Raw genomic sequence first — 20,758 nt, forward strand, 5'->3', positions numbered from 1 at the left:
TTTTGACCGAATTGACGTGAGGTTTTTATGCAAAAACGTGAAGAAATGATTTTGCAACGAATTAATACACTGGGCAATGTTTCGGTAGCGGCATTAGCCGCAGACTTTTCTGTTTCAGTGGAAACTATTCGCCGAGATTTGAATTCGTTGGCACAACGTGGGTTGATTTATCGTACCCATGGCGGCGCAGCGGGTGTAAAAGCACGAGATATTGGACGCTCTTTTCAAACTCGCCAACGAACCAATGCAGAGATCAAACGTATGATTACGTTAAACGCCATAGATTATGTTTTTGAAGGCTCTGTAATTGGTTTAGATGCCAGTTCAACCAGCTGGCATTTCGCGCAACAAATACCCGATATTCCTTGTACCGTTGTCACGAATTCTATGCACAACATCACGGCATTAGTGAATAAACCTAATATTAGAACCATTGCAACTGGTGGTGTCTATTCCAGTAAATATGATGCTTTTTATGGGCCATTATCTGAAAAATTATTAGAACGTTTGCATATTGATATTGGGATTTTTTCTTGTACCGGCATAGATAGCCAAGGCAAAATTTGGGAGAGTAATGAAGTAAATGCCTCTTTAAAACGAAAAATGCTGGATGCTTCAGGGCAGAAAATTCTGATTGCGGATAGTTCTAAATTTGAAAAGAAAAATTTGATTTTATTAGGGGAGCTTTCACAAATGGATGTGATTTCAACAGATAAACCCCTTCCTTATGAGTTAGAAAAGTATTGTCATGAATACGATATTTTAGTTTTAACAGCATAATGAGATTGTACTAAATGCCCGATTTGTTTTATTTCTTGAACAAATCGGGCATTTCATATGTGTGTTTTTGACCGAAATATGTGATCTTTGTCACAAAAATCATGCAAAATTGAAAAAATATTAGGTTCTTTCTTTGTTGACGGTTAACAATATTCTCAAGCAGTACAGAGTACTAACAATCTTGTTAGCTGAGTAATCAATCATTAAGAAGGAATAAGTCTATGATTAAATCAACTCCGATTAGAATTGGTATCCGCCCAACCATTGATGGTCGCCGTATGGGAGTTCGTGAATCTTTAGAAGAGCAAACCATGAATATGGCGAAGTCTGTTGCAGAATTATTACAAACGCATATTCGTCATACAGATGGCTCTTTTGTGGAATGTGTGATTGCTGATACTTGTATCGGTGGTGTCGCAGAAGCGGCTGCCTGTGCTGAAAAATTTAAATTAGCCAATGTGGGGGCGGTCATTACAGTGACGCCTTGTTGGTGCTATGGTTCTGAAACCATCGATATGGATCCCCATATGCCGAAAGCCATTTGGGGATTTAACGGTACCGAACGCCCAGGCGCCGTTTATTTAGCGGCAGCATTGGCAGGCCATTCACAACTTGGTTTACCTGCATTCTCTATTTATGGTACAGAAGTGCAAGAAGCAGACGACACAAGTATTCCTGCGGATGTACAAGAAAAATTATTGCGCTTTGCCCGTGCCGCACTCACGGTAGCAACCATTCGCGGTAAATCTTATCTTTCTATCGGTTCGGTTTCCATGGGGATTGCGGGATCTATTGTAAATCAACCGTTCTTCCAAGACTATCTTGGCATGCGTAATGAATATGTGGATATGACGGAAATTAAACGCCGTTTGGATCGCCATATTTATGATGAAGAAGAATTCAAATTAGCCTTTGACTGGGTGAAAGCACATTGCCCTGAAGGCGTTGATGTGAATACACCGGAACATCAACGTACACCGGCAGAACGTGAAGAACTTTGGGCAAATGTGGTGAAAATGACCATGATTGCCCGGGATTTAATGGTGGGTAATCCACGTCTTGCCGAGTTAGGTTTTGGGGAAGAAGCATTAGGTCATAATGCCATTGCGGCGGGTTTCCAAGGTCAACGTCATTGGACAGATCATTTACCAAATGGCGATTTTATGGAAGCCATGCTTAACTCAACTTATGACTGGAATGGTGTACGTCCGCCTTATATTCTCGCCACCGAAAATGACTCACTCAACGGCGTATGTATGCTATTAGGTCATCAACTCACCGGACAAGCGCAAGTCTTTGCGGATGTGCGTACTTATTGGAGCCAAGATTCTGTTGAACGCGTCACCGGATTCCGTCCTGAAAGCGGGTTCATCCATTTAATCAACTCAGGATCCGCCGCATTAGACGGTAGCGGTCAGCATCATTATGCGGATGGTAAACCAACCATCAAACCGGCATGGGATGTGACACCGGAAGATGGCGAACGTTGTTTAGAAAATACCAAATGGTGTCCTGCGGTACATGAATATTTCCGTGGTGGTGGCTATTCTTCTCAATTTGTCACCAAAGGCGGTATGCCGTTTACGATGCACCGTTTAAATATCATCAAAGGTTTAGGCCCTGTTTTACAAATTGCAGAAGGGTGGTCCATTGAATTACCTGAAGACGTCCATGAAACCTTAATGAAACGGACGAATGAAACCTGGCCTTGCACTTGGTTTGTACCACGTTTAACAGGCAAAGGCGCCTTTACCGATGTGTATTCTGTGATGGCGAACTGGGGCGCAAATCACTGTGTGGCGACTTATGGTCATATTGGTGCAGATCTCATTACCTTAGCGTCTATGTTGCGGATTCCGGTTTGTATGCACAATGTGGATGATCAACAAGTATTCCGCCCAAGTGCATGGAGTGGTTTTGGTCAAGATAAAGAAGGTCAAGATTACCGTGCTTGCGAGAATTTTGGGCCACTTTATAAATAACTTAACAACATAAGACGGTGGGCGAAGCTGCCCACCTATAAATCAAAAAAATCATCCATTTTTGACCGCACTTTCAAGGAGTCTAATATGAAATTAGCCCTAATTTTTGATTGTGGTGCCACCAATTTACGCACCATTGCCATGAATGAGAAAGGCGAAATTATCGCAGCACATCACCTTGCGAATAATACGCAAACAGGTACAGAAAGCCCGGATTACCATATTTGGGATTTTGATGAAATTTGGTCAAAACTCACCTTGTGTGCGGAACAAACCTTAAGCGCCTTAAAAGCAAAAGAGATTGATCTTGCCAATATTGTGGGTATCGGAGTGACCACCTTTGGTGTGGACGGTGCGCCTTTTGATCAACAGGGCAATCAGCTTTATCCCATTATTTCGTGGAAATGCCCGCGTACATTGCCAGTTATGCAAAAGCTCGACCATTATTTTGATGTAAAAGCCTTATATGAACGCAATGGCATTGGGCAATACAGTTTCAATACCTTATTTAAACTTATTTGGCTCAAAGAAAATCAGCCGGAGATTTTTGCGCAAATGGATAAATGGGTATTTATTTCTTCCATGCTCACTTACCGTTTAACAGGGGAATTGACCACGGATCGCACCATGGCGGGGACATCGATGATGACCCATTTGCAAGCCAATGATTGGGATGTGGAGGTGCTTTCTAAATTAGGATTAACCCATTCTCATTTTCCACCAATGAAAAGCGCGGGCGAAAAAATTGGTGTTTTACAGACCGCACTTTGTGAACTATTTGGGTTAAATCCTATTCCCGTAATTTCCTGTGGCCATGATACCCAATTTGCCGTTTTTGGTTCAGGCGCGGCGTTAAATCAACCGGTGTTAAGTTCGGGTACATGGGAAATTCTGATGGCTCGCACACAACAAGCAGAACCACATTTTGAATTTGTGCCACAAGGTTTAACCACCGAATTTGACGCACAAGCAAAAACCTATAATCCGGCGGTGCAATGGGTGGGGTCAGGCATTATGGAATGGATCGGTAAATTGTTGTTTGCCGATGTGGCAGGAACGGATCGTTATTATTCCACCATGATTGCGGAAGGTGAAGCACAGCCGGCAGGCGCAGGCGGTATTTCCTTACAAGGCGTGTTTAATTCTGATCACCATTGCGGAGTAGGGCAAATTGTCGGGCTTTCTATGCACAGCCAACGGGGGCAAATTTACCGTGCCGCATTGGAATATATGGCTTACCAATTAAAACAAGGATTGGATGTGCTTGAGCAAGTTAGTCATTTCAAAGCGAAAAGCCTAATTTGTGTCGGTGGCGGTTCAAAAAATCGGTTATGGAATCAAATTCGCGCGGATGTTTTAGGCTTGCCGATTGATGTGGTCGATGTGGCAGAAAGTACGGTGTTAGGTGCCGCGATGTTCGTGTTTGCAGGCGTTGGCGTGTATGCCAATGCAGAACAAGCACAGCAAGCCATGCAAGCGGCTAAAAAACGCATAATGCCATCAGAAAATACCGCAATTTACACCGCACTTTTACAACAAAATTAACAAGGAGCGAAAAATGTTAAAAGGTATTCATCCGGCGATTTCGCCTGAATTATTAAAAGTGCTCGCCGAAATGGGACATGGCGATGAACTTGTCTTATCGGACGCTCATTTCCCTGCACATCAACTTCATCATCGCGTCATTCGCGCAGACGGAATTGGTGTTGCCACTTTGTTGGAAGGGATTAGTCCATTGTTTGAATATGACGCTTATGTGGACGCGCCACTGATTATGATGCAAGCCGTAGAAGGCGACAGCTTGGATCCTACCGTAGAAGAACGCTATCTTGCCGCCATTAAAAGTGCGGTGGGAAATGTACCAAATTTACAACGTATTGAACGTTTCGCTTTTTATGATCGCGCTAAAACGGCTTATGCCGTGGTGATTACAGGCGAATTGGCGAAATACGGCAATATTATTATTAAAAAAGGTGTGACACCTGTGAAATAAGGAATCTACTATGAATCGTAAAGAACTCTCTCGTCAAATTATTTCTACTTGTTTAGAAATGACTAAGCTCGGTTTAAATCAAGGAACTGCAGGAAATGTGAGCGTGCGTTATCAAGACGGTATGCTTATTACACCAACGGGGACACCTTATGAAGAAATGACCGAAGATTCTATTGTTTATGTTGATAAAAACGGGCAACACGAAGATGGCAAATTGCCGTCCAGTGAATGGCAATTTCATTTAGCTGTGTATGAAGCTCGTCCCGAAATGGACGCTGTTGTACATAATCATTCACGTAATTGTGCCGCGGTTTCGATTCTTGGCGAAGCAATTCCAGCTATTCATTATATGATTGCTTGTACGGGAACCGATCATATTCCATGTGTCCCTTATGCCACCTTTGGTACCCATCAATTAGCAGATTATGTGCGTGATGGTATCAAGCAAAGTAAAGCTATTCTATTGGCTCACCACGGCTTAATTACAACCGATAAAACCTTAGACAAAGCGTTGCATATCGCGCATGAAGTGGAAGTGATTTCAGAATGGTATTTGAAATTATTAGCTACAGGTAAGCCGATTCCGGTGTTATCCCAAGATGAAATGCGTTTTGTGTTAGAGAAATTCAAGTCTTACGGGTCTTGGGTCGAAGAAAAATGAGAATGTGTTGCAAATGACAGGTTAAACGTTTAGAAGGAATATTCTATGAGTGCTAAAGTGCTTGAGAAAAAATTTATCGTCCCCTTTATTTTAATTACATCGTTGTTTGCGTTGTGGGGATTTGCGAATGATATTACTAATCCGATGGTGGCGGTGTTCCAAACGGTCATGGAAATTCCAGCCTCTGAAGCGGCATTAGTGCAATTTGCTTTCTATGGTGGCTACGGAACAATGGCGATTCCTGCGGCATTATTTGCTAGTCGTTATAGTTATAAAGCGGGTGTTTTATTAGGTTTGGCGTTGTATGCGGTAGGGGCATTCTTATTTATTCCTGCTGCAATGTTTGAGCAATTTTCGTTCTTCCTATGGTCGCTTTATATTCTTACTTTTGGCCTTGCGTTTCTTGAAACAACTGCAAATCCTTATATTTTGTCTATGGGTGATCCAAGTACCGCCACGCGTAGATTGAATTTTGCGCAATCCTTTAACCCATTAGGATCGATTACGGGAATGTTTGTAGCATCACAAATTGTCTTAACTAACCTTGATTCAGAAAAACGTGATGCGGCAGGTAATCTTATTTTTAATACCTTGTCAGCGGCTGAGAAAGCAGTGGTGAAAACCCACGACTTGGCGATGATTCGAAACCCTTATGTGGTCATTGGATTAATTGTATTGGCGGTGTTTATCATTATTGCACTTTATAAAATGCCGACAACGAAAGCGGATGAATCTGCACATATTTCACCTAAAGAGGCATTTAAACGCTTAATTGTTAATGAAAAATATCGCGAAGGTGTAGTTGCACAAGTATTCTATGTCGGTGTACAAATTATGTGTTGGACATTTATTATTCAGTATGCTGAACGCATTGGTCTTACCAAAGCAGAAGCACAAAACTGGAATATTGTTGCGATGGCATTATTTATTTGTAGCCGTTTTATTAGCACAGCTGTGATGAAGTTTTTAAAAGCAGAAGTGATGTTATTCTTGTTTGCTGTTGGGGGATTTTTCAGTATATTGGGCGTTATGTTCATTGATGGGATCGTAGGACTCTACTGCTTAGTATTAACATCCGTATTTATGTCACTGATGTTTCCAACGATTTATGGTATTGCCTTGGATGGACAGCGAGAAGAATCTGCTTTAGGTGCGGCTGGTTTAGTTATGGCGATCGTGGGCGGTGCATTAATGCCACCATTGCAAGGTATGATTATTGACCAAGGTGTTGTGGCAGGCATGCCGGCAGTGAACTTCTCATTTGTTCTTCCACTCATCTGTTTCATTGTTATCGCTATCTATGGATTCAGATGCTGGAAAGTGTTGAAATAATTATCTTAAAAGTGCGGTCGTTTGGCGGCACTTTTTATTTGTTCATTATATGAAGTAAGGAGAATATATTATGGCAAATCGAATGATCCTTAATGAAACCAGTTACCACGGTTCTGGTGCCGTGCAGAATGTGGTTACCGAGGCGCAACGTCGTGGGTTTAAAAAAGCACTTGTCGTCACTGACAAGGATTTAGTGAAATTTAAAGTAGCGGAAAAAGTTACCACACTTTTGGAACAAGCTAATTTGGATTATGTGCTTTTTGATGAAGTTAAAGCGAATCCTAGTGTGGATATTATTAAACAAGGTGTGGAAACCTTTAAACAAGTTGGCGCAGACTATTTAATCGCCATTGGTGGTGGTTCACCAATTGATAGTGCGAAAGCCATTGGGATTATTATTAATAACCCCGAATTTTCCGATGTACTTTCTCTTGAAGGTGTGGCGCCAACTAAAAATAAATGTGTGCCTATTATTGCGGTGACGACAACGGCAGGTACTGCAGCAGAAGTGACCATTAATTATGTGATTACCGATGAAGCCAAAAAACGTAAATTTGTTTGTGTGGATGTGAATGATATTCCTGTTGTCGCTATTGTTGATCCCGATATGATGTCATCGATGCCAAAAGGATTAACGGCAGCAACGGGAATGGATGCTTTGACCCATGCTATCGAAGGCTATATCACAAAAGGTGCTTGGGAGTTAACGGATGCATTACATTTGAAAGCGATCGAAATGATTTCTCGTAGCCTACGTGGGGCAGTAGAAAATACGCCGGAAGGACGTGCAGGTATGGCATTGGGGCAATATATTGCAGGCATGGGATTTTCTAATGTCGGGCTTGGTGTTGTGCATAGTATGGCTCATCCGCTTTCCGCCTATTACGATACGCCACATGGTATTGCGAATGCGGTGTTATTGCCTTATGTGATGGATTTTAATAAAGATTTTACCGGTGAAAAATATCGTGAAATCGCACGAGCTATGGGCGTTCAGGGGGTTGATCAAATGTCACCGGAAGAATATCGCAATGCGGCGGTGAATGCGGTAAAACAGCTTGCCAAAGATGTGGGTATTCCGGAAAAACTTTCTGCGATTGGTGTCCAAGAAGCGGATCTTCCGGCGTTATCTGTGGATGCTTTTAATGATGTGTGCACTGGTGGAAACCCTAGAGATTGTACTGCTGAAGAAATTCTGGATGTATATAAAATCGCATTTTAACTGTTATTATGTAAGTCATATTCAAGCATTATGCAACCAATAAAGTAAGGGCTTGATTGCGTATCAAGCCCTTGTTCTTATAAATTCAACCACTTCTTAACTAAATCTTCGTTGATTTCTTCTCTTGACCACATACTACCAAATTCCGGTGTTGGGAATTTACTGTGGTTGTAACCCACTAAGCGTGTAAAATCAAAGGATGCGTGAGGATAGCCGTTAATCAGCAGGAAAGCTTGATTGCCATCTTCGCTCCAACAAATTTGTAATTGGCGCGCTTCGTGTTTGTTTTCGATGTCATTGCTGCTGTAAACAAATAAGCTATCAACAACAGGGCTTTCTTGGTTGCGTAGATCTAACGCGTAAAAATAACCTGTTTCGCCATCATCTTCAAACATCACCACAAAATGCTCGTGAACCGTAGAATGCGCCCCTTGGCGTTTCGCTTGACCAAGCAAATGTTTATCTTCTAAAACTAAATGTAACATAAGGTTTCCTCTTTTAAATTTTGCGATATTTTAACATATTCTAGTCGAGGAATGCTTGGGCTATCTGTGGACGTTAAAAAGTCTTTTCAAAAGCGAGTGTAACGTTATGCATTTTGTAGGAATAAAGCGTATCCAAATTGCTTTTCTGTTTCCGCCATTCCAAATTTAATTTAGGTGTAATGCCCCATAAATGCCAATCTCGTTTCCACACTTGTGCAAAAACTGAATAAATATGATCTTGACGAATTTTGCCGAGTGGCAAGATACCACCCAGTATCGCTTGATCTTTAAATTGGCGATGGGTAAAAGAGAGATTTAATTTTGTTGAAATCCCAAAAGCGTATTCTTGCAACCAACCTAAACGTAAATTCTGAATATCAGAGCTGTATTGTCGCTCTTGTAAGCGTTGCTGAGAAAAAGCTGCTCCGAGATAAAAAATTTGTTCGGGGTTTCGATACCAAATCAACGTTGTTGAAGCTGTTCGAATATTCCCAGCCTGCGGGTTATCTTTGAAAAAACGGCGTTTTTCATATTCAAGTGCGGTTTGGCTTTGCCAATTTTGTGAAAGCCAAAAACTGTAACTGATTTCTGCGCCATTTGACCAATGAAATGAATTGCCTCCATACCAGCGTTTTTCATAAAAGGGTTGTAATCGCAAAGTCGTATCATTCTTTTTGTAAGCATAACCGATAAAAGTGCGACTAAAAAGATCGTCATATTGGTGGTTATCCCAATAGGTTTTGCCGTAGGTTTCATTACTCACGCCGAGATAATGTGAACCTATTAGATTAAAATCACGATTAATGCCCAAATTATAGGCAACCCCCTGTGCTTTTTGCGGCAACATTCCCGCACCTTTTACAAATCCCGTATTTTCAATGACTGAAGATGATGAAACATTTTCGACATTATCCGTTTTAAGATAGGAAATGCTCGCATCAAATTGCCAACTATTTCTTGAATTGAGAGCATCAATATAACGTTCAATAAGTTGGTATGCCGAAGATGGTAGATTTTTGACACTTTTCACTTTATCAAACTGCACTCTTGCTGCGCTATCTTGTCGATCGGCAAAGAGTACTTTTGCCAATTCCATTCGAATTGAATTGAGTTCAGGTCGTTCGCTCAATATTTTTCGGTAAATACGAATAGCAACGTCATAGTTATGCTGTAAAGCGGCTAGCTTAGCTTCTGCATAAGACTTTAATGTCAAATCTTGCTGAGGCTGCTGTTGATATTGGTAAAGTAAAGATTGAATTTGACCGCTATTATTTTGGTAAATAGCTTGTTTTAATTGCTCTTCAAGTGTTGTTACGGAAGCAAAAACAATATTAGAACAACATAAGGCGAGTAAAAAGAAAGAACGCATAAGAATGGTAAAAGTTATATTCAAACCTAGCACGCAAATGCGAACTAGGTTTAACTGCTCAAAGAATTAGTAACGAATACCACCGAATGAAGTATCGTAGCTGTTATCGCCACTGAAAGTTGCAATACCTGCTGCTTCTTTTGCTCCATTACCGAACAAGCCACCTTCATAAGTGCCTTCCTGTAATAGAGTGGTTGCTTTGCCGCTGAAAGTGGTACCGTTTAATTGGGTTTTGTGCAAGGTAATATCTTGTGCACGACCATCGGTTAATAGGCTAAATTCAACTTTTCCATCTACCGTTTTCTGATCAAAATCTACATTTAATGTAGTTTTACCACCTTTGGATGGCTGCCCTGTTGCACCACTTACCCAATAAGCATCGCCTAAGTAAGTTGCGCTACCAGAAGGTAAATTTGTTGCTGCTGTTCCTTGATAACGAACTTCTTTTAAGGTTTTGCTATCGTTTAACCAAATACCATAGAAAGAGTCATTGCTGTTTTGACCATACAGTTCTCCATCAGTAGTTTTAGCACCAACATCCCCTTTCGGGCTGTTGGTTAAATCAACGTTAGAATTATCCAGTGTTGTTGCTGTACCGCTACCGCCACCGCCGCCACTACAAGCGGTTAATAATCCAGCCAAAATTGCAGAAAGAAGTAATTTTCTCATAAGCACATCCTTTGATAAGTAGAAATAATCAGAATCTTCTGATTCTTAGTTAATAAATAAGTAAACAAAGGCAATTTTACTCATTTATAACTCTGTTTTCAAGTGGAAAAATGCTCAAAATGTGAATAGATGAGTATGAATAGATAAAAGGATTAAAATGGCACAACTTCCTGCAGAAATGACAGATAAACTAATTGGGCAGCGTATTCAACAAAAGAGAAAGGAATTTGGCTATTCAGCGGAAAAGTTGTCAGAATGTATTAATTTATCTCAGCAACAACTTTCACGCTATGAGAGAGGGGCAAGTAAAATCAATGTTAATCACTTGATTGATATAGCTATTTTCTTTAAAACACCGATTAATTGGTTTTTCCAAGATTGTATTCCGGCCAACTTTACAGAGAAGGAATTAAAAGAGATAGAAATAAACCAAAAATGGGATAGTCTATCTTCTATTCAAAAAGAGGCATTTATCACTTTTCTTGAAACATTAAAATAATATTCAGAAAATCAAAAAATTAGGTGTAAAAAAACACCGCACTTTTCAAAAGTGCGGTGCAATTTTATCGTGCTTTAGGAAGCAGATTACGCTTGACCTTTAACTTCTTTTAAACCGTTAAATGGTGCTGGTGTACCTGCAGCTGCTAATGCTTCTTCGATACGGATTAATTGGTTGTATTTCGCAACGCGGTCTGAACGGCTCATTGAACCCGTTTTGATTTGACCTGCTGCTGTACCAACTGCTAAATCAGCAATTGTTGCATCTTCAGTTTCACCAGAACGGTGTGAGATAACCGCTGTGTAACCTGCATCTTTAGCCATTTTGATTGCTGCTAAAGTTTCAGTTAATGAACCGATTTGGTTGAATTTGATTAAGATTGAGTTTGCGATACCTTTTTCGATACCTTCTTTTAAGATTTTGGTATTGGTTACGAATAAGTCATCACCTACTAATTGTACTTTGTCGCCAAGTACTTTAGTTTGGTATGCAAAACCTTCCCAGTCAGACTCATCTTGACCATCTTCGATAGACACGATTGGGTACTCTTTGCATAAGCCTTCTAAGTAGTGAGTAAATTCTTGAGAAGTGAATGATTTACCTTCACCTTTCATTTCATATAAACCGTTGTCTTTGTTGTAGAACTCAGAAGACGCACAGTCCATTGCTAAAGTGACATCTTTACCTAAAACATAACCAGCTTTTTCTACTGCTTCTTTGATACATGCTAAAGCGTCTGCGTTAGATGCAAGATTTGGTGCGAAACCACCTTCATCACCCACAGCAGTATTTAAGCCTTTCGCTTTTAATACTTTAGCAAGATTGTGGAATACTTCAGCACCGATACGTAATGCTTCTTTTAATGTTTTAGCGCCAACCGGTTGAATCATGAATTCTTGGATATCAACGTTGTTGTCTGCGTGCTCACCACCGTTGATGATGTTCATCATTGGTAATGGCATAGAATATACGCCCGGAGTACCGTTTAATTCTGCGATGTAAGCATATAATGGTAAACCTTTAGATGCTGCTGCTGCTTTAGCTGTTGCTAAAGATACCGCTAAGATTGCGTTTGCACCGAATTTAGATTTGTTTTCTGTACCGTCTAAATCGATCATGATTTGGTCGATTTCAGCTTGTGCAGTACCTTCTTTACCAACAAGTGCGTTTGCAATTTCGTTATTTACTGCTGAAACTGCTTTTAATACGCCTTTACCTAAGAAACGAGATTTGTCGCCATCACGTAATTCTAACGCTTCACGAGAACCTGTTGATGCACCAGATGGAGCTGCTGCTAAACCTACGAAGCCACCTTCTAAATGAACTTCAGCTTCAACAGTTGGGTTACCACGAGAGTCGATGATTTCACGACCAATTACTTTAACGATTTTTGCCATTTTATTTTCCTTCTATGGTTAATCTAAAATAGGTTTTTAAACGTGCGATATAGTAAAGCTATTTGGCGCGTTTGTCTTGTAAAAAATGACTTTTTTTTGATTTTAGTCTAAATCTTGATGAAAATAAGGTTTCTTTAAGCTATATCCTGTCTCTATTTCACTTCAGCTTTTTCTGTTTTCAAATAAAACAAGAAAACCCAGTATTTTATGGCAAGTATGACTAAAATAGCGATTTTGGCGTGATAACTTGTCGTGTAATAGCATGCAATGCCAAGCATTATTGTGACTAAACATAAAATATTACATTTGCTTTTCGCCGGCAGACTTCGTTTTTCTTTTATTGGTTTTAAATGTTGATTATAGATTTTGGTATGAATAAACCAATGATGTAATCGCGTTGAACCTTTCGTGAAAAAGAGCAAGGATAGAAATAGAAAAGGGGTTCCTGGCATCATCGGCAAAATAATGCCTACAACGCCAAGTCCTAGAAAGAAAAATCCCAGTAAAACATAGATAATTTTCATATTGTATTTCCTTAACCGTACCTACGACATTCTTCCATTCTCAATTTTAACTACCTGATCACAAATTGCCATGGTGGAGGCTCGGTGGCTGACGAGAATAATTAATTTATCGCTTTTCACCTTTAACAACGATTGCAATACGATAGATTCATTCAGGCTGTCTAAATTACTGGTAGGCTCATCTAATAAAATAATAGGGGCGTTATGTAGAAACGCTCGAGCAATGCCAATACGTTGTTTTTCCCCATCCGATAAGCTGCTACCCAATTCAGCAACTTTGGTGTCATAGCCTTGGGGTAAACTCATAATAAACTCATGAATCGCTGCTTTTTTACTTGCCGCAATGACTTCTTCATCACTGGCTTCACGTCTTGCCATTCGTATATTTTCGTAAATACTTTCGTTAAAAATATAGGTTTGCTGCGTAATATAAGCCATATTGTTACGCAAACTTTGCGTATTAATTTGCCGTAAATCCTGTCCGTTGAGTTCAATATGACCCGCTTGCGGATCATAAAAACGCATCAGTAATTTTAATAATGTGCTTTTTCCGCTACCGCTCCGCCCATAAATTCCCAAGATTTCTCCTTTTTTCAGACTTAGGGTCAAATGGGATAAGATTTGTTCATTAGCATAAGCAAAACTCACATTTTTGACTTCAATTTGTTCAATATCTGTCAAATCCTCACCATTTTCTACGTCTTTTAAGGTCGGCTCTTCCTCTAACAAGGCTAAAACACGTTCACCGCTGGCGAGAGTTTGCAATAAATTATTAGATAAATTACTTAATGCAATCACGGGCCCATAACTGGACATCAACAAAATCACAGCGATAAGCAAACCGGCAAAGGTGATTTGATGATAAGCATAAAGCCCCAATCCTATAAATAAAATCAATATGTTAAATATTGAAACTGCCCATTCGGTATAAACACGAATTTGGCCTTCTTGTTGTTTTATCCGTAAAAATGCCTGATCGATAGCTTGGCTGCGTAAATGAATTTGTGCTAAACGAATTTTTTCGTGATTGAATAATTGGATTTCTTTCATGCCTCGGACGCTATCTAAGAAATAATCATTCATTTCTCCGACTAATTCACGGTATTTTCTGCCCTCTTCCCGTGCAAGTTTGGTGGTGAAAATCGGTAATGCAACACCGATAGTCAAATAGGCAAAAAATGCGATTAACATTAACCAAGGGGAAATATGTCCGAATACAATCAACAAAATCCCCGATGTAAGAAAAGCGATGACAATCGGGGCAATGGTATGCGCATAAAATACTTCTAATAATTCAATGTCATTGGTGACTAAAGATAATAATTGCCCTGCTTGCTTATCCTGTAATTTCACAAACGCCAATTTTCTTAAGGCGGTAAAGACCTTATCTCGTAACAATGCCAATAGTTTGAAGGCGATATAATGCCCCGACATTTGTTCTAAATAACGCAATATGCCGCGTGCGACGGCTAGCACAATAAGTGCGGTCAAAATTTGTGGCAAAGTGAGATGAATCGGGAAGTCCAAGAGGCTCATTAATCCCATTGCCCCTAATACCATAATGAAAATTGCCGCAAGAAAACCGAGTACGCCCATGATAATGGTAAAGCTCATTATATGTGCCAATGGGGTGACTAACTTAAATAGTTGCCACATAATAACAAAACCATTTTTACGCATATTCCCCTCCAATCGCCGCAGTTTCATTGTGATTTCTAATATTTTCTAACTGTTTCTGCTGATTAAACATGTGGCAATAAATATCCTGTTTTGCCATCAGTTCGGCATGGGTGCCTTGTTCTGCCAATTGCCCTTGTTGCAACACATAAATACAATCAGCCTGTACCGCATTGGCTAAGCGATGAGAAATCATCACAATGGTTTTTTCCTGTTTTAAGCGTTGGATCAGTTGCAAAATAATCTCTTCACTTTCTACATCAATATTACTGGTCGCCTCATCAAAAATGTATAACGCCGCATTATGCAATAAGGCTCGTGCTAAGGCTAAACGTTGAATTTGACCGCCGGACAAATTGCTGCCACGACTAAGTAAATTCATCTCCAATCCCCCATTTTCACGCACAAAATTAGCCAAATTCACTTGCGCTAAACAAGCATAAATTTCGTTGTCCGTTGCATTGGGATTGGCCATTTGCATATTCTCGCGCAAGGTGCCTTTGAAAATATAACTACTATGGCTTACCAATGACACATGACGATAAAAGGAAGTGCGGTCAATTTCTCTTTGATTTTGTTGATTAAATAGAATGTTTCCTTGTTGCGGTGAATAAAAGCCCATCAGCAAAGAAACTAAGGTAGATTTTCCACAGCCGCTTTTTCCCACAAAAACCGTCAGCCGGCGAGGTTCAATTTTCAAATTTAATCCCTTGATTGCGGCTTTTTCCGGGCTATAAGCAAAATGCAGGTTCTGAATATCCACTTGAATGGGATTTTCTGCCACAAAACCCACCACACTTTGGGGCTGTTCAATCGGCGTATCCAATAGGGTAAAAATCTTATCGGAGGCCGCTTTGCCATTCATCGCAACATGAAAGAAAGATCCCAATAATCGTAAAGGAATAAAGAATTCAGAGGACAACAAAATAAATAAAATCACAGCACAAATACTTAAATGACCGGCTTGATATTGTAAAAGTGCGGTTAAAATACCGACTGCCGCACCGCCATAAGCTAACAAATCCATAATAGACACAGAATTAAGCTGCATCGTCAGCACTTTCATCGTAATTGAACGGAAATTTTCTGCCTCAATATCCATTTGTTTGGCTTTGTAAGCATCGTCTTGATAGATTTTTAACGTGACTAAGCCTTGTAAATTATCTAAGAAACTGCTCCCTAACCCCACATAAATCGACCAATATTTATGCAATAATTTTTTCGCAATTTTGTTGACGGCAATAATAGAAAGCGGAATTAACGGCACGCACACCAATAAAATTAATGCGGTTGGGGCGTTGAAAAATACTAGAAAAGCAAACAAGGTTAGCGGCGCGAGCAAGCTGTAAAAAAGTTGGGGCAAATAGCGACCGAAATAAATTTCCAATTGCTCCACGCCTTCTGATGCCACCTGAATAATCGATGAAGTGGATTGCTGTTGAATTTGATTTAACGGCATGGCTGATAATTTTTGGTAAATCAGGGTTCGCAATTGATGCTTAACCTTGGTACTGGCTCGATAAGAGGCATTAACCGCCATTTTCCCTGCCCAAGCACGCAAGACAAGTGCGGTCAATAAAATCAATAAAAAAATCACCGCACTTATCAGGGTTAGTTCCCGTTCAAAGGCTTGTTGCAAAACCCAAGCAAATACCACCGCACTTACTATACCGGCAAATAACGCCACCCAATTCCATAACACATTGACCGCAATCCATTTTTTGCTGTCTTCCACGGTGTTGATTAGTCGTTTGTCGATCATCATAAAATTATCCTGACTATTTAATAAAACAAACTTGAGTGATTCAACGACCCACTCAAGTTTGTCACAAGCTGATTTTTTATTAAAAACGTATTTCTACTGAGGCACTATAATTTCTACCCGGTGCATAATATCGCTCTAAACCTAGCCCATCACGATCGACAGAATTGGTTGAGCTATGAGCATTAATACCACGTAATGCATCCCAAGTATGGTATTTTTTATTAAATAAATTATATACCCCAGCACGCAGGGTAATATCGTTGTTCAGTTTATAGAATCCAAATAAATCAAAGACATAAGCAGATTTATTAAGGTATTTATAGGTTTCTACAGTTTGATAAAGTTCATCTTTCATACAAATATCTTGACCAAACCAAGGATCAAATACCCATAAAGCACAACGTTTTTTGTTCTCAAAGGTTTGTGCATCTTTTGCTTTTTTACCGCCTAAATAGGTTAATCGGCTAAAAATCCCCCATTTTCCATTAGGATCTTCGTAGTCTAAACCGATAACGGCTTTTATTGGTTGAATAGAGAGTAAGCTAGCGGCATTAGATAATTTCCCTTTGCTATAACCTAATGCACCATATAGCTTAAGACCTTGCGGTGTTGGCAATATCTGAGCTAGATTGAGCAGCCCTTTGACTTCAATACCATTAATTCGTGCGTTGTCGATATTTACCATTTGCTGCATAGGTGTTTGGTATGTACGGCCATATTCGGTTTGCTCAATAATACTTTCTTGCTCAAAAAGAAAATCTTTATAACGGCTTTGGTATAAATTGAGATCGAAATAACCTGTATTATTTTCAGCTTTAACAAAAATGGTATGCGTTTGACTGCGCTCTGATTGCAAATTTGGATTGGATTTCCACGTACCATAAACATTTTTAAAACTAAAATACATTTCTGTTGCAGTTGGAATACGATAGCCTGTGCTTGCTTGATAACCGATTTTCCAAACGTCATTCACTTGCGCATCTAGCCCAATAAATCCGTTCCAATTATCAAAATGGCTTTGAGCGGGTTCGCCTTCAGCAAGACAAGCAGGACTACATTCCGCATTTAATGCTTGTGGTTTTAGTTTGGCATAATCATAACTTAGCCCTAAATGTGCAGAAAAAGTAGGTCGCCAACCATTTTCAAATATAGGATGCCACACAATGTCATCTTTTATGCCAATACTATATTGTGTGGTTTTAACTGGACGCTGAATCGTGTACCAACTATCCAACCCCCATCGATTGGTATCATGATTGATATTTTTGAATTCACGATCGCTCATATAGGTTTTAAGAGAAAGGGTATGTTCCCCGCCGGTGAGTAAAAAAGGCATCGTTTCTAATTTTAAGGTCGCTCGCTTAAATTCTGTTTTCATTCTGCGATCAAAAATTTCATCGAGCTGCTTTTCATCCGTTTGCCAATGTCTGCCACCTTTATAATTTACCGCGGCTAAATCTGTTTTTTGATAATCTAAATCTATTTGGGCAAGAGCTAAATAATCCGATTTAGGGGTGTAAACATAATGTAAATTGGCGTTAATTCGTTTATTTTCATCATCTGCAACGCGCCATTGACTGCCGAAAGTCGTATAGCTACGTTCATCAGTATATCGATTACCCCATTGCCCATTCACGCTTACACCTAATTGATGGGATTCATTAAATTGATAATTTAGTTTGGCTAAATAACTATGAAAACGATGAGATGAGGGATCGGGGTGTTGGCTACTCGAAAATTGAGTTTCTGGACCATCTCCGTTACTTTTCATTTCATGCCCTGTTCGTTGAGAATATAGTACAATCGCTTCTGTTTTTTCGCCAATATATCCCAAACCTACCGTTCTTACCCATTCGCTATTTTTACTTGTATACCCCCCGCGTAATATACCTCCAAAGCGATTACCTGATTTCACCAAATCTATAGCTTCCAGTGTACGATAATCAACGGTTCCGCCCAATGCGCCACTTCCGGCATTAAAAGAGTCAGCACCGCGCACAATATCGATATTTCGCACTAATTCTGTATCAATACTTAAACGTGATGCATTGAAATTCCCATATCTGGCATAAAGAGTGTTTTCTTCACTATCCGGTAAATTGACGCCATCAATACTGATTCCCACCCGATTTCCTTCCACACCACGAATGGAAAAGCCCTTTAAAAATCGACCATTATCGGAAATCCCAACGTCTGTGGTATAACGAACAAGATCTCTAGTGTCTCGAATCATTTCATTTTGGATACTGGTGTTATTTTTTTGAACTGTGGTGACCGATTTTATTTTGTCATTGTTTAATTCTTCATTGACAACAACAGTCTCTAATTCTGTGGTGGTTTCTTGCGCATTTTCAGCCCAAGCCAACTGAGAAAAACAGAGTAATGCGTATGTGATGGCGGAATATTTAAATGGTTTTTGTGCAAAATTTATGTTCATGTGTTTTTCCCCTATCAATGTCATGTTCGGGAAAATATACAAAACCACCTATAGGATTGCAAATAATAATTATTATCAATAACTGGATTTGTGAGAGAGATCACAAAATGAATTTGATTGATGAATGGGATACAACAAAAAAGGCCGTCCAGTCACGCGACTGACAGCCTTTTTATCGTTGATTTTAGGATAAATTAATTTTTACCTTGATTTTCCTTTGCGGCTTTCACAAAACCTGCAAATAACGGATGTCCGTCACGTGGGGTTGAGGTGAATTCCGGGTGGAATTGTGCAGCGACAAACCATGGGTGGTTTGGAATTTCGATAATTTCCACTAATTTTTTATCCGCACTTAAGCCAGAAACGCGTAAACCTGCCGCTTCGATTTGCGGTAGTAATTTATTGTTCACTTCGTAGCGGTGGCGGTGGCGTTCTTCGATGGTGTCTGAACCATAGACTTCGCGCGCTAAAGAGCCTTCCACTAAGTGACATAATTGTGCGCCTAAACGCATTGTACCGCCTAAGTCAGAATCTTCGCTACGTTGTTCTACATTACCATCAGCATCTTGCCATTCGGTGATCAAACCAACTACAGGTTCAGGGCAATCTTTATCAAACTCTGATGAGTTCGCTTGTTTTAAACCTGCCACATTGCGTGCGTATTCGATTAAGGCAATTTGCATGCCTAAGCAAATGCCTAAGTAAGGGATATTGTTTTCGCGAGCATATTGTGCGGTTAAAATTTTGCCTTCCACACCGCGATAGCCAAATCCGCCCGGAACCAAAATCCCGTCTAAACCTTTTAAGATTTCTGTTCCTTTGGTTTCTACATCTTGTGAATCAATATATTTAATATTGACGTTCAAACGGTTGGTTAAACCTGCGTGTTTTAAGGCTTCGTTTACCGATTTGTACGCGTCCGGCAATTCAACATATTTGCCCACCATACCAATGGTGACATCGCCTGTTGGGTTTGCTTGACGATACAATACTTGTTCCCATTCACTTAAATCCGCCGGTTTCGCGTTTAAGTGGAAACGTTGGCAAACGAAATCATCTAATCCTTGTGATTGTAACAGCGCAGGGATGCGGTAAATGCTGTCCACGTCTTTAAGGGAAATTACCGCTTTTTCCGGTACGTTACAGAACAACGCAATTTTTGAACGTTCATTAGCAGGGATCATGCGATCTGAACGGCAAACTAATACATCCGGTTGAATACCGATTGAAAGCAATTCTTTCACGGAATGCTGTGTCGGTTTGGTTTTCACTTCGCCTGCGGTTGGGATATATGGCACTAAGGTTAAGTGCATGAAAATAGTTTTTTCACGACCCACTTGCACCGCCAATTGACGCAATGCTTCTAAGAATGGCAATGACTCGATATCGCCCACAGTGCCGCCCACTTCAATAATCGCCACATCGTGTCCCGCTGCGCCGTCAATTACGCGCGCTTTGATTTCATTGGTAATGTGTGGGATAACTTGAATGGTTGCGCCTAAATAATCGCCACGGCGTTCTTTACGTAATACTTCCGAGTAAATTTTGCCTGTGGTGAAGTTGTTGCGCTTGGTCATTTTGGTACGAATAAAACGCTCATAGTGACCTAAGTCTAAGTCCGTTTCAGCGCCATCTTGGGTCACGAATACTTCGCCGTGTTGCGTAGGGCTCATTGTGCCCGGGTCAACGTTGATATAGGGGTCGAGTTTCATAATGGTCACATTCAAACCGCGCGCTTCCAATAGCGCAGCCAGTGACGCCGCTGCAATACCTTTCCCTAAAGAAGAAACTACACCGCCTGTAACAAAAATATAATTGGTAGCCATAATTTATAACCTAAATAATGTTGGGGGATAAAAAGAGTTGATATGTATCAAGACGGGACACTAGTTTACAGGAAATACGGGATTAACTCAAAGAATTTCTATTCAGAGTGCGGTCTGTTTTGATAGAATTTAGGCAAAAA

At 40.2% G+C, this 20,758-nt stretch carries 17 protein-coding genes; 8 read left to right on the forward strand and 9 right to left on the reverse strand.

Annotated elements, in window-relative coordinates; genetic code table 11:
- The first annotated feature begins 27 nt into the window (after positions 1–27).
- From E7T07_RS00760 to fucO, 7 genes are all read left to right on the forward strand, one after another.
- Entirely contained in the window at positions 28–780 is a 753-nt protein-coding gene (locus tag E7T07_RS00760) for a DeoR/GlpR family DNA-binding transcription regulator (RefSeq protein WP_135709025.1), read from the forward strand.
- Positions 781–1,001: 221 nt separating this feature from the next.
- On the forward strand, positions 1,002–2,762 hold the full coding sequence (gene fucI, locus E7T07_RS00765; RefSeq protein ID WP_135709026.1) for an L-fucose isomerase: 1,761 nt from the start codon (positions 1,002–1,004) through the stop codon (positions 2,760–2,762).
- 87 nt (positions 2,763–2,849) lie between these two features.
- Positions 2,850–4,307, forward strand: a complete 1,458-nt coding sequence (gene fucK / locus E7T07_RS00770; RefSeq protein ID WP_135709027.1) for an L-fuculokinase — start codon at positions 2,850–2,852, stop codon at positions 4,305–4,307.
- 13 nt (positions 4,308–4,320) lie between these two features.
- The gene (gene fucU, locus E7T07_RS00775) at positions 4,321–4,755 is read left to right on the forward strand and encodes an L-fucose mutarotase (RefSeq protein ID WP_135709028.1); all 435 of its coding nucleotides are present in this window, start codon (positions 4,321–4,323) and stop codon (positions 4,753–4,755) included.
- Between the two features lie 10 nt (positions 4,756–4,765).
- The gene (locus tag E7T07_RS00780; protein WP_135709029.1) at positions 4,766–5,416 is read left to right on the forward strand and encodes an L-fuculose-phosphate aldolase; all 651 of its coding nucleotides are present in this window, start codon (positions 4,766–4,768) and stop codon (positions 5,414–5,416) included.
- A 45-nt stretch (positions 5,417–5,461) separates the two neighbouring features.
- Complete coding sequence (gene fucP, locus E7T07_RS00785) at positions 5,462–6,748, forward strand: L-fucose:H+ symporter permease (RefSeq protein ID WP_135709030.1); 1,287 nt, start codon at positions 5,462–5,464, stop codon at positions 6,746–6,748.
- Positions 6,749–6,818: 70 nt separating this feature from the next.
- The gene (fucO, locus tag E7T07_RS00790; RefSeq protein ID WP_135709031.1) at positions 6,819–7,970 is read left to right on the forward strand and encodes a lactaldehyde reductase; all 1,152 of its coding nucleotides are present in this window, start codon (positions 6,819–6,821) and stop codon (positions 7,968–7,970) included.
- A 77-nt stretch (positions 7,971–8,047) separates the two neighbouring features.
- Here fucO and E7T07_RS00795 read toward each other — a convergent pair whose 3' ends face one another.
- The 3 genes from E7T07_RS00795 to E7T07_RS00805 form a co-directional block, all read right to left on the reverse strand.
- The gene (locus tag E7T07_RS00795) at positions 8,048–8,455 is read right to left on the reverse strand and encodes a DUF2251 domain-containing protein (RefSeq protein WP_135709032.1); all 408 of its coding nucleotides are present in this window, start codon (positions 8,453–8,455) and stop codon (positions 8,048–8,050) included.
- Between the two features lie 73 nt (positions 8,456–8,528).
- Positions 8,529–9,824, reverse strand: a complete 1,296-nt coding sequence (locus E7T07_RS00800) for a surface lipoprotein assembly modifier (RefSeq protein WP_135709033.1) — start codon at positions 9,822–9,824, stop codon at positions 8,529–8,531.
- Positions 9,825–9,890: 66 nt separating this feature from the next.
- Positions 9,891–10,493 carry a transferrin-binding protein-like solute binding protein gene (locus E7T07_RS00805; RefSeq protein WP_135709034.1) on the reverse strand — a complete coding sequence of 201 codons (603 nt, stop codon included), beginning with the start codon at positions 10,491–10,493 and terminating at the stop codon, positions 9,891–9,893.
- A gap of 157 nt (positions 10,494–10,650) precedes the next feature.
- Between E7T07_RS00805 and E7T07_RS00810 the strand changes: the two genes are divergently transcribed.
- On the forward strand, positions 10,651–10,992 hold the full coding sequence (locus E7T07_RS00810) for a helix-turn-helix domain-containing protein (RefSeq protein WP_005824557.1): 342 nt from the start codon (positions 10,651–10,653) through the stop codon (positions 10,990–10,992).
- Between the two features lie 86 nt (positions 10,993–11,078).
- On the opposite strand, the gene eno is transcribed toward E7T07_RS00810, so the two are convergent.
- From eno to pyrG, 6 genes are all read right to left on the reverse strand, one after another.
- On the reverse strand, positions 11,079–12,389 hold the full coding sequence (gene eno, locus E7T07_RS00815; RefSeq protein ID WP_135709035.1) for a phosphopyruvate hydratase: 1,311 nt from the start codon (positions 12,387–12,389) through the stop codon (positions 11,079–11,081).
- A gap of 152 nt (positions 12,390–12,541) precedes the next feature.
- Positions 12,542–12,913 carry a YbaN family protein gene (locus E7T07_RS00820; RefSeq protein ID WP_135709036.1) on the reverse strand — a complete coding sequence of 124 codons (372 nt, stop codon included), beginning with the start codon at positions 12,911–12,913 and terminating at the stop codon, positions 12,542–12,544.
- A gap of 21 nt (positions 12,914–12,934) precedes the next feature.
- Entirely contained in the window at positions 12,935–14,593 is a 1,659-nt protein-coding gene (locus E7T07_RS00825) for an ABC transporter ATP-binding protein (protein WP_135709037.1), read from the reverse strand.
- Positions 14,586–16,355: an ABC transporter ATP-binding protein/permease gene (locus E7T07_RS00830; RefSeq protein WP_135709038.1), complete on the reverse strand. Its 1,770-nt coding sequence runs from the start codon at positions 16,353–16,355 to the stop codon at positions 14,586–14,588. Before E7T07_RS00830 ends, E7T07_RS00825 begins: the two co-directional genes overlap by 8 nt.
- A gap of 79 nt (positions 16,356–16,434) precedes the next feature.
- Positions 16,435–18,792 carry a TonB-dependent hemoglobin/transferrin/lactoferrin family receptor gene (locus tag E7T07_RS00835; protein WP_135709039.1) on the reverse strand — a complete coding sequence of 786 codons (2,358 nt, stop codon included), beginning with the start codon at positions 18,790–18,792 and terminating at the stop codon, positions 16,435–16,437.
- A gap of 194 nt (positions 18,793–18,986) precedes the next feature.
- Positions 18,987–20,618, reverse strand: a complete 1,632-nt coding sequence (gene pyrG, locus E7T07_RS00840) for a glutamine hydrolyzing CTP synthase (RefSeq protein ID WP_135709040.1) — start codon at positions 20,616–20,618, stop codon at positions 18,987–18,989.
- Between the last annotated feature and the right edge of the window lie 140 nt (positions 20,619–20,758).

The organism is Actinobacillus porcinus, assembly GCF_901764995.1.
GTDB lineage: Bacteria > Pseudomonadota > Gammaproteobacteria > Enterobacterales > Pasteurellaceae > Exercitatus > Exercitatus porcinus.

Excerpts from the sequence above, each read along its gene's own strand:
- fucO (WP_135709031.1), top strand. The coding sequence starts at position 6,819 with ATGGCAAATCGAATGATCCTTAATGAAACCAGTTACCACGGTTCTGGT.
- E7T07_RS00825 (WP_135709037.1), bottom strand. The coding sequence starts at position 14,593 with ATGCGTAAAAATGGTTTTGTTATTATGTGGCAACTATTTAAGTTAGTC.
- pyrG (WP_135709040.1), bottom strand. The coding sequence starts at position 20,618 with ATGGCTACCAATTATATTTTTGTTACAGGCGGTGTAGTTTCTTCTTTA.
- E7T07_RS00800 (WP_135709033.1), bottom strand. The coding sequence starts at position 9,824 with ATGCGTTCTTTCTTTTTACTCGCCTTATGTTGTTCTAATATTGTTTTT.
- E7T07_RS00780 (WP_135709029.1), top strand. The coding sequence starts at position 4,766 with ATGAATCGTAAAGAACTCTCTCGTCAAATTATTTCTACTTGTTTAGAA.
- E7T07_RS00805 (WP_135709034.1), bottom strand. The coding sequence starts at position 10,493 with ATGAGAAAATTACTTCTTTCTGCAATTTTGGCTGGATTATTAACCGCT.
- E7T07_RS00835 (WP_135709039.1), bottom strand. The coding sequence starts at position 18,792 with ATGAACATAAATTTTGCACAAAAACCATTTAAATATTCCGCCATCACA.
- eno (WP_135709035.1), bottom strand. The coding sequence starts at position 12,389 with ATGGCAAAAATCGTTAAAGTAATTGGTCGTGAAATCATCGACTCTCGT.
- E7T07_RS00810 (WP_005824557.1), top strand. The coding sequence starts at position 10,651 with ATGGCACAACTTCCTGCAGAAATGACAGATAAACTAATTGGGCAGCGT.
- fucI (WP_135709026.1), top strand. The coding sequence starts at position 1,002 with ATGATTAAATCAACTCCGATTAGAATTGGTATCCGCCCAACCATTGAT.
- E7T07_RS00820 (WP_135709036.1), bottom strand. The coding sequence starts at position 12,913 with ATGAAAATTATCTATGTTTTACTGGGATTTTTCTTTCTAGGACTTGGC.
- fucP (WP_135709030.1), top strand. The coding sequence starts at position 5,462 with ATGAGTGCTAAAGTGCTTGAGAAAAAATTTATCGTCCCCTTTATTTTA.
- E7T07_RS00795 (WP_135709032.1), bottom strand. The coding sequence starts at position 8,455 with ATGTTACATTTAGTTTTAGAAGATAAACATTTGCTTGGTCAAGCGAAA.
- E7T07_RS00830 (WP_135709038.1), bottom strand. The coding sequence starts at position 16,355 with ATGATGATCGACAAACGACTAATCAACACCGTGGAAGACAGCAAAAAA.
- E7T07_RS00760 (WP_135709025.1), top strand. The coding sequence starts at position 28 with ATGCAAAAACGTGAAGAAATGATTTTGCAACGAATTAATACACTGGGC.
- fucU (WP_135709028.1), top strand. The coding sequence starts at position 4,321 with ATGTTAAAAGGTATTCATCCGGCGATTTCGCCTGAATTATTAAAAGTG.
- fucK (WP_135709027.1), top strand. The coding sequence starts at position 2,850 with ATGAAATTAGCCCTAATTTTTGATTGTGGTGCCACCAATTTACGCACC.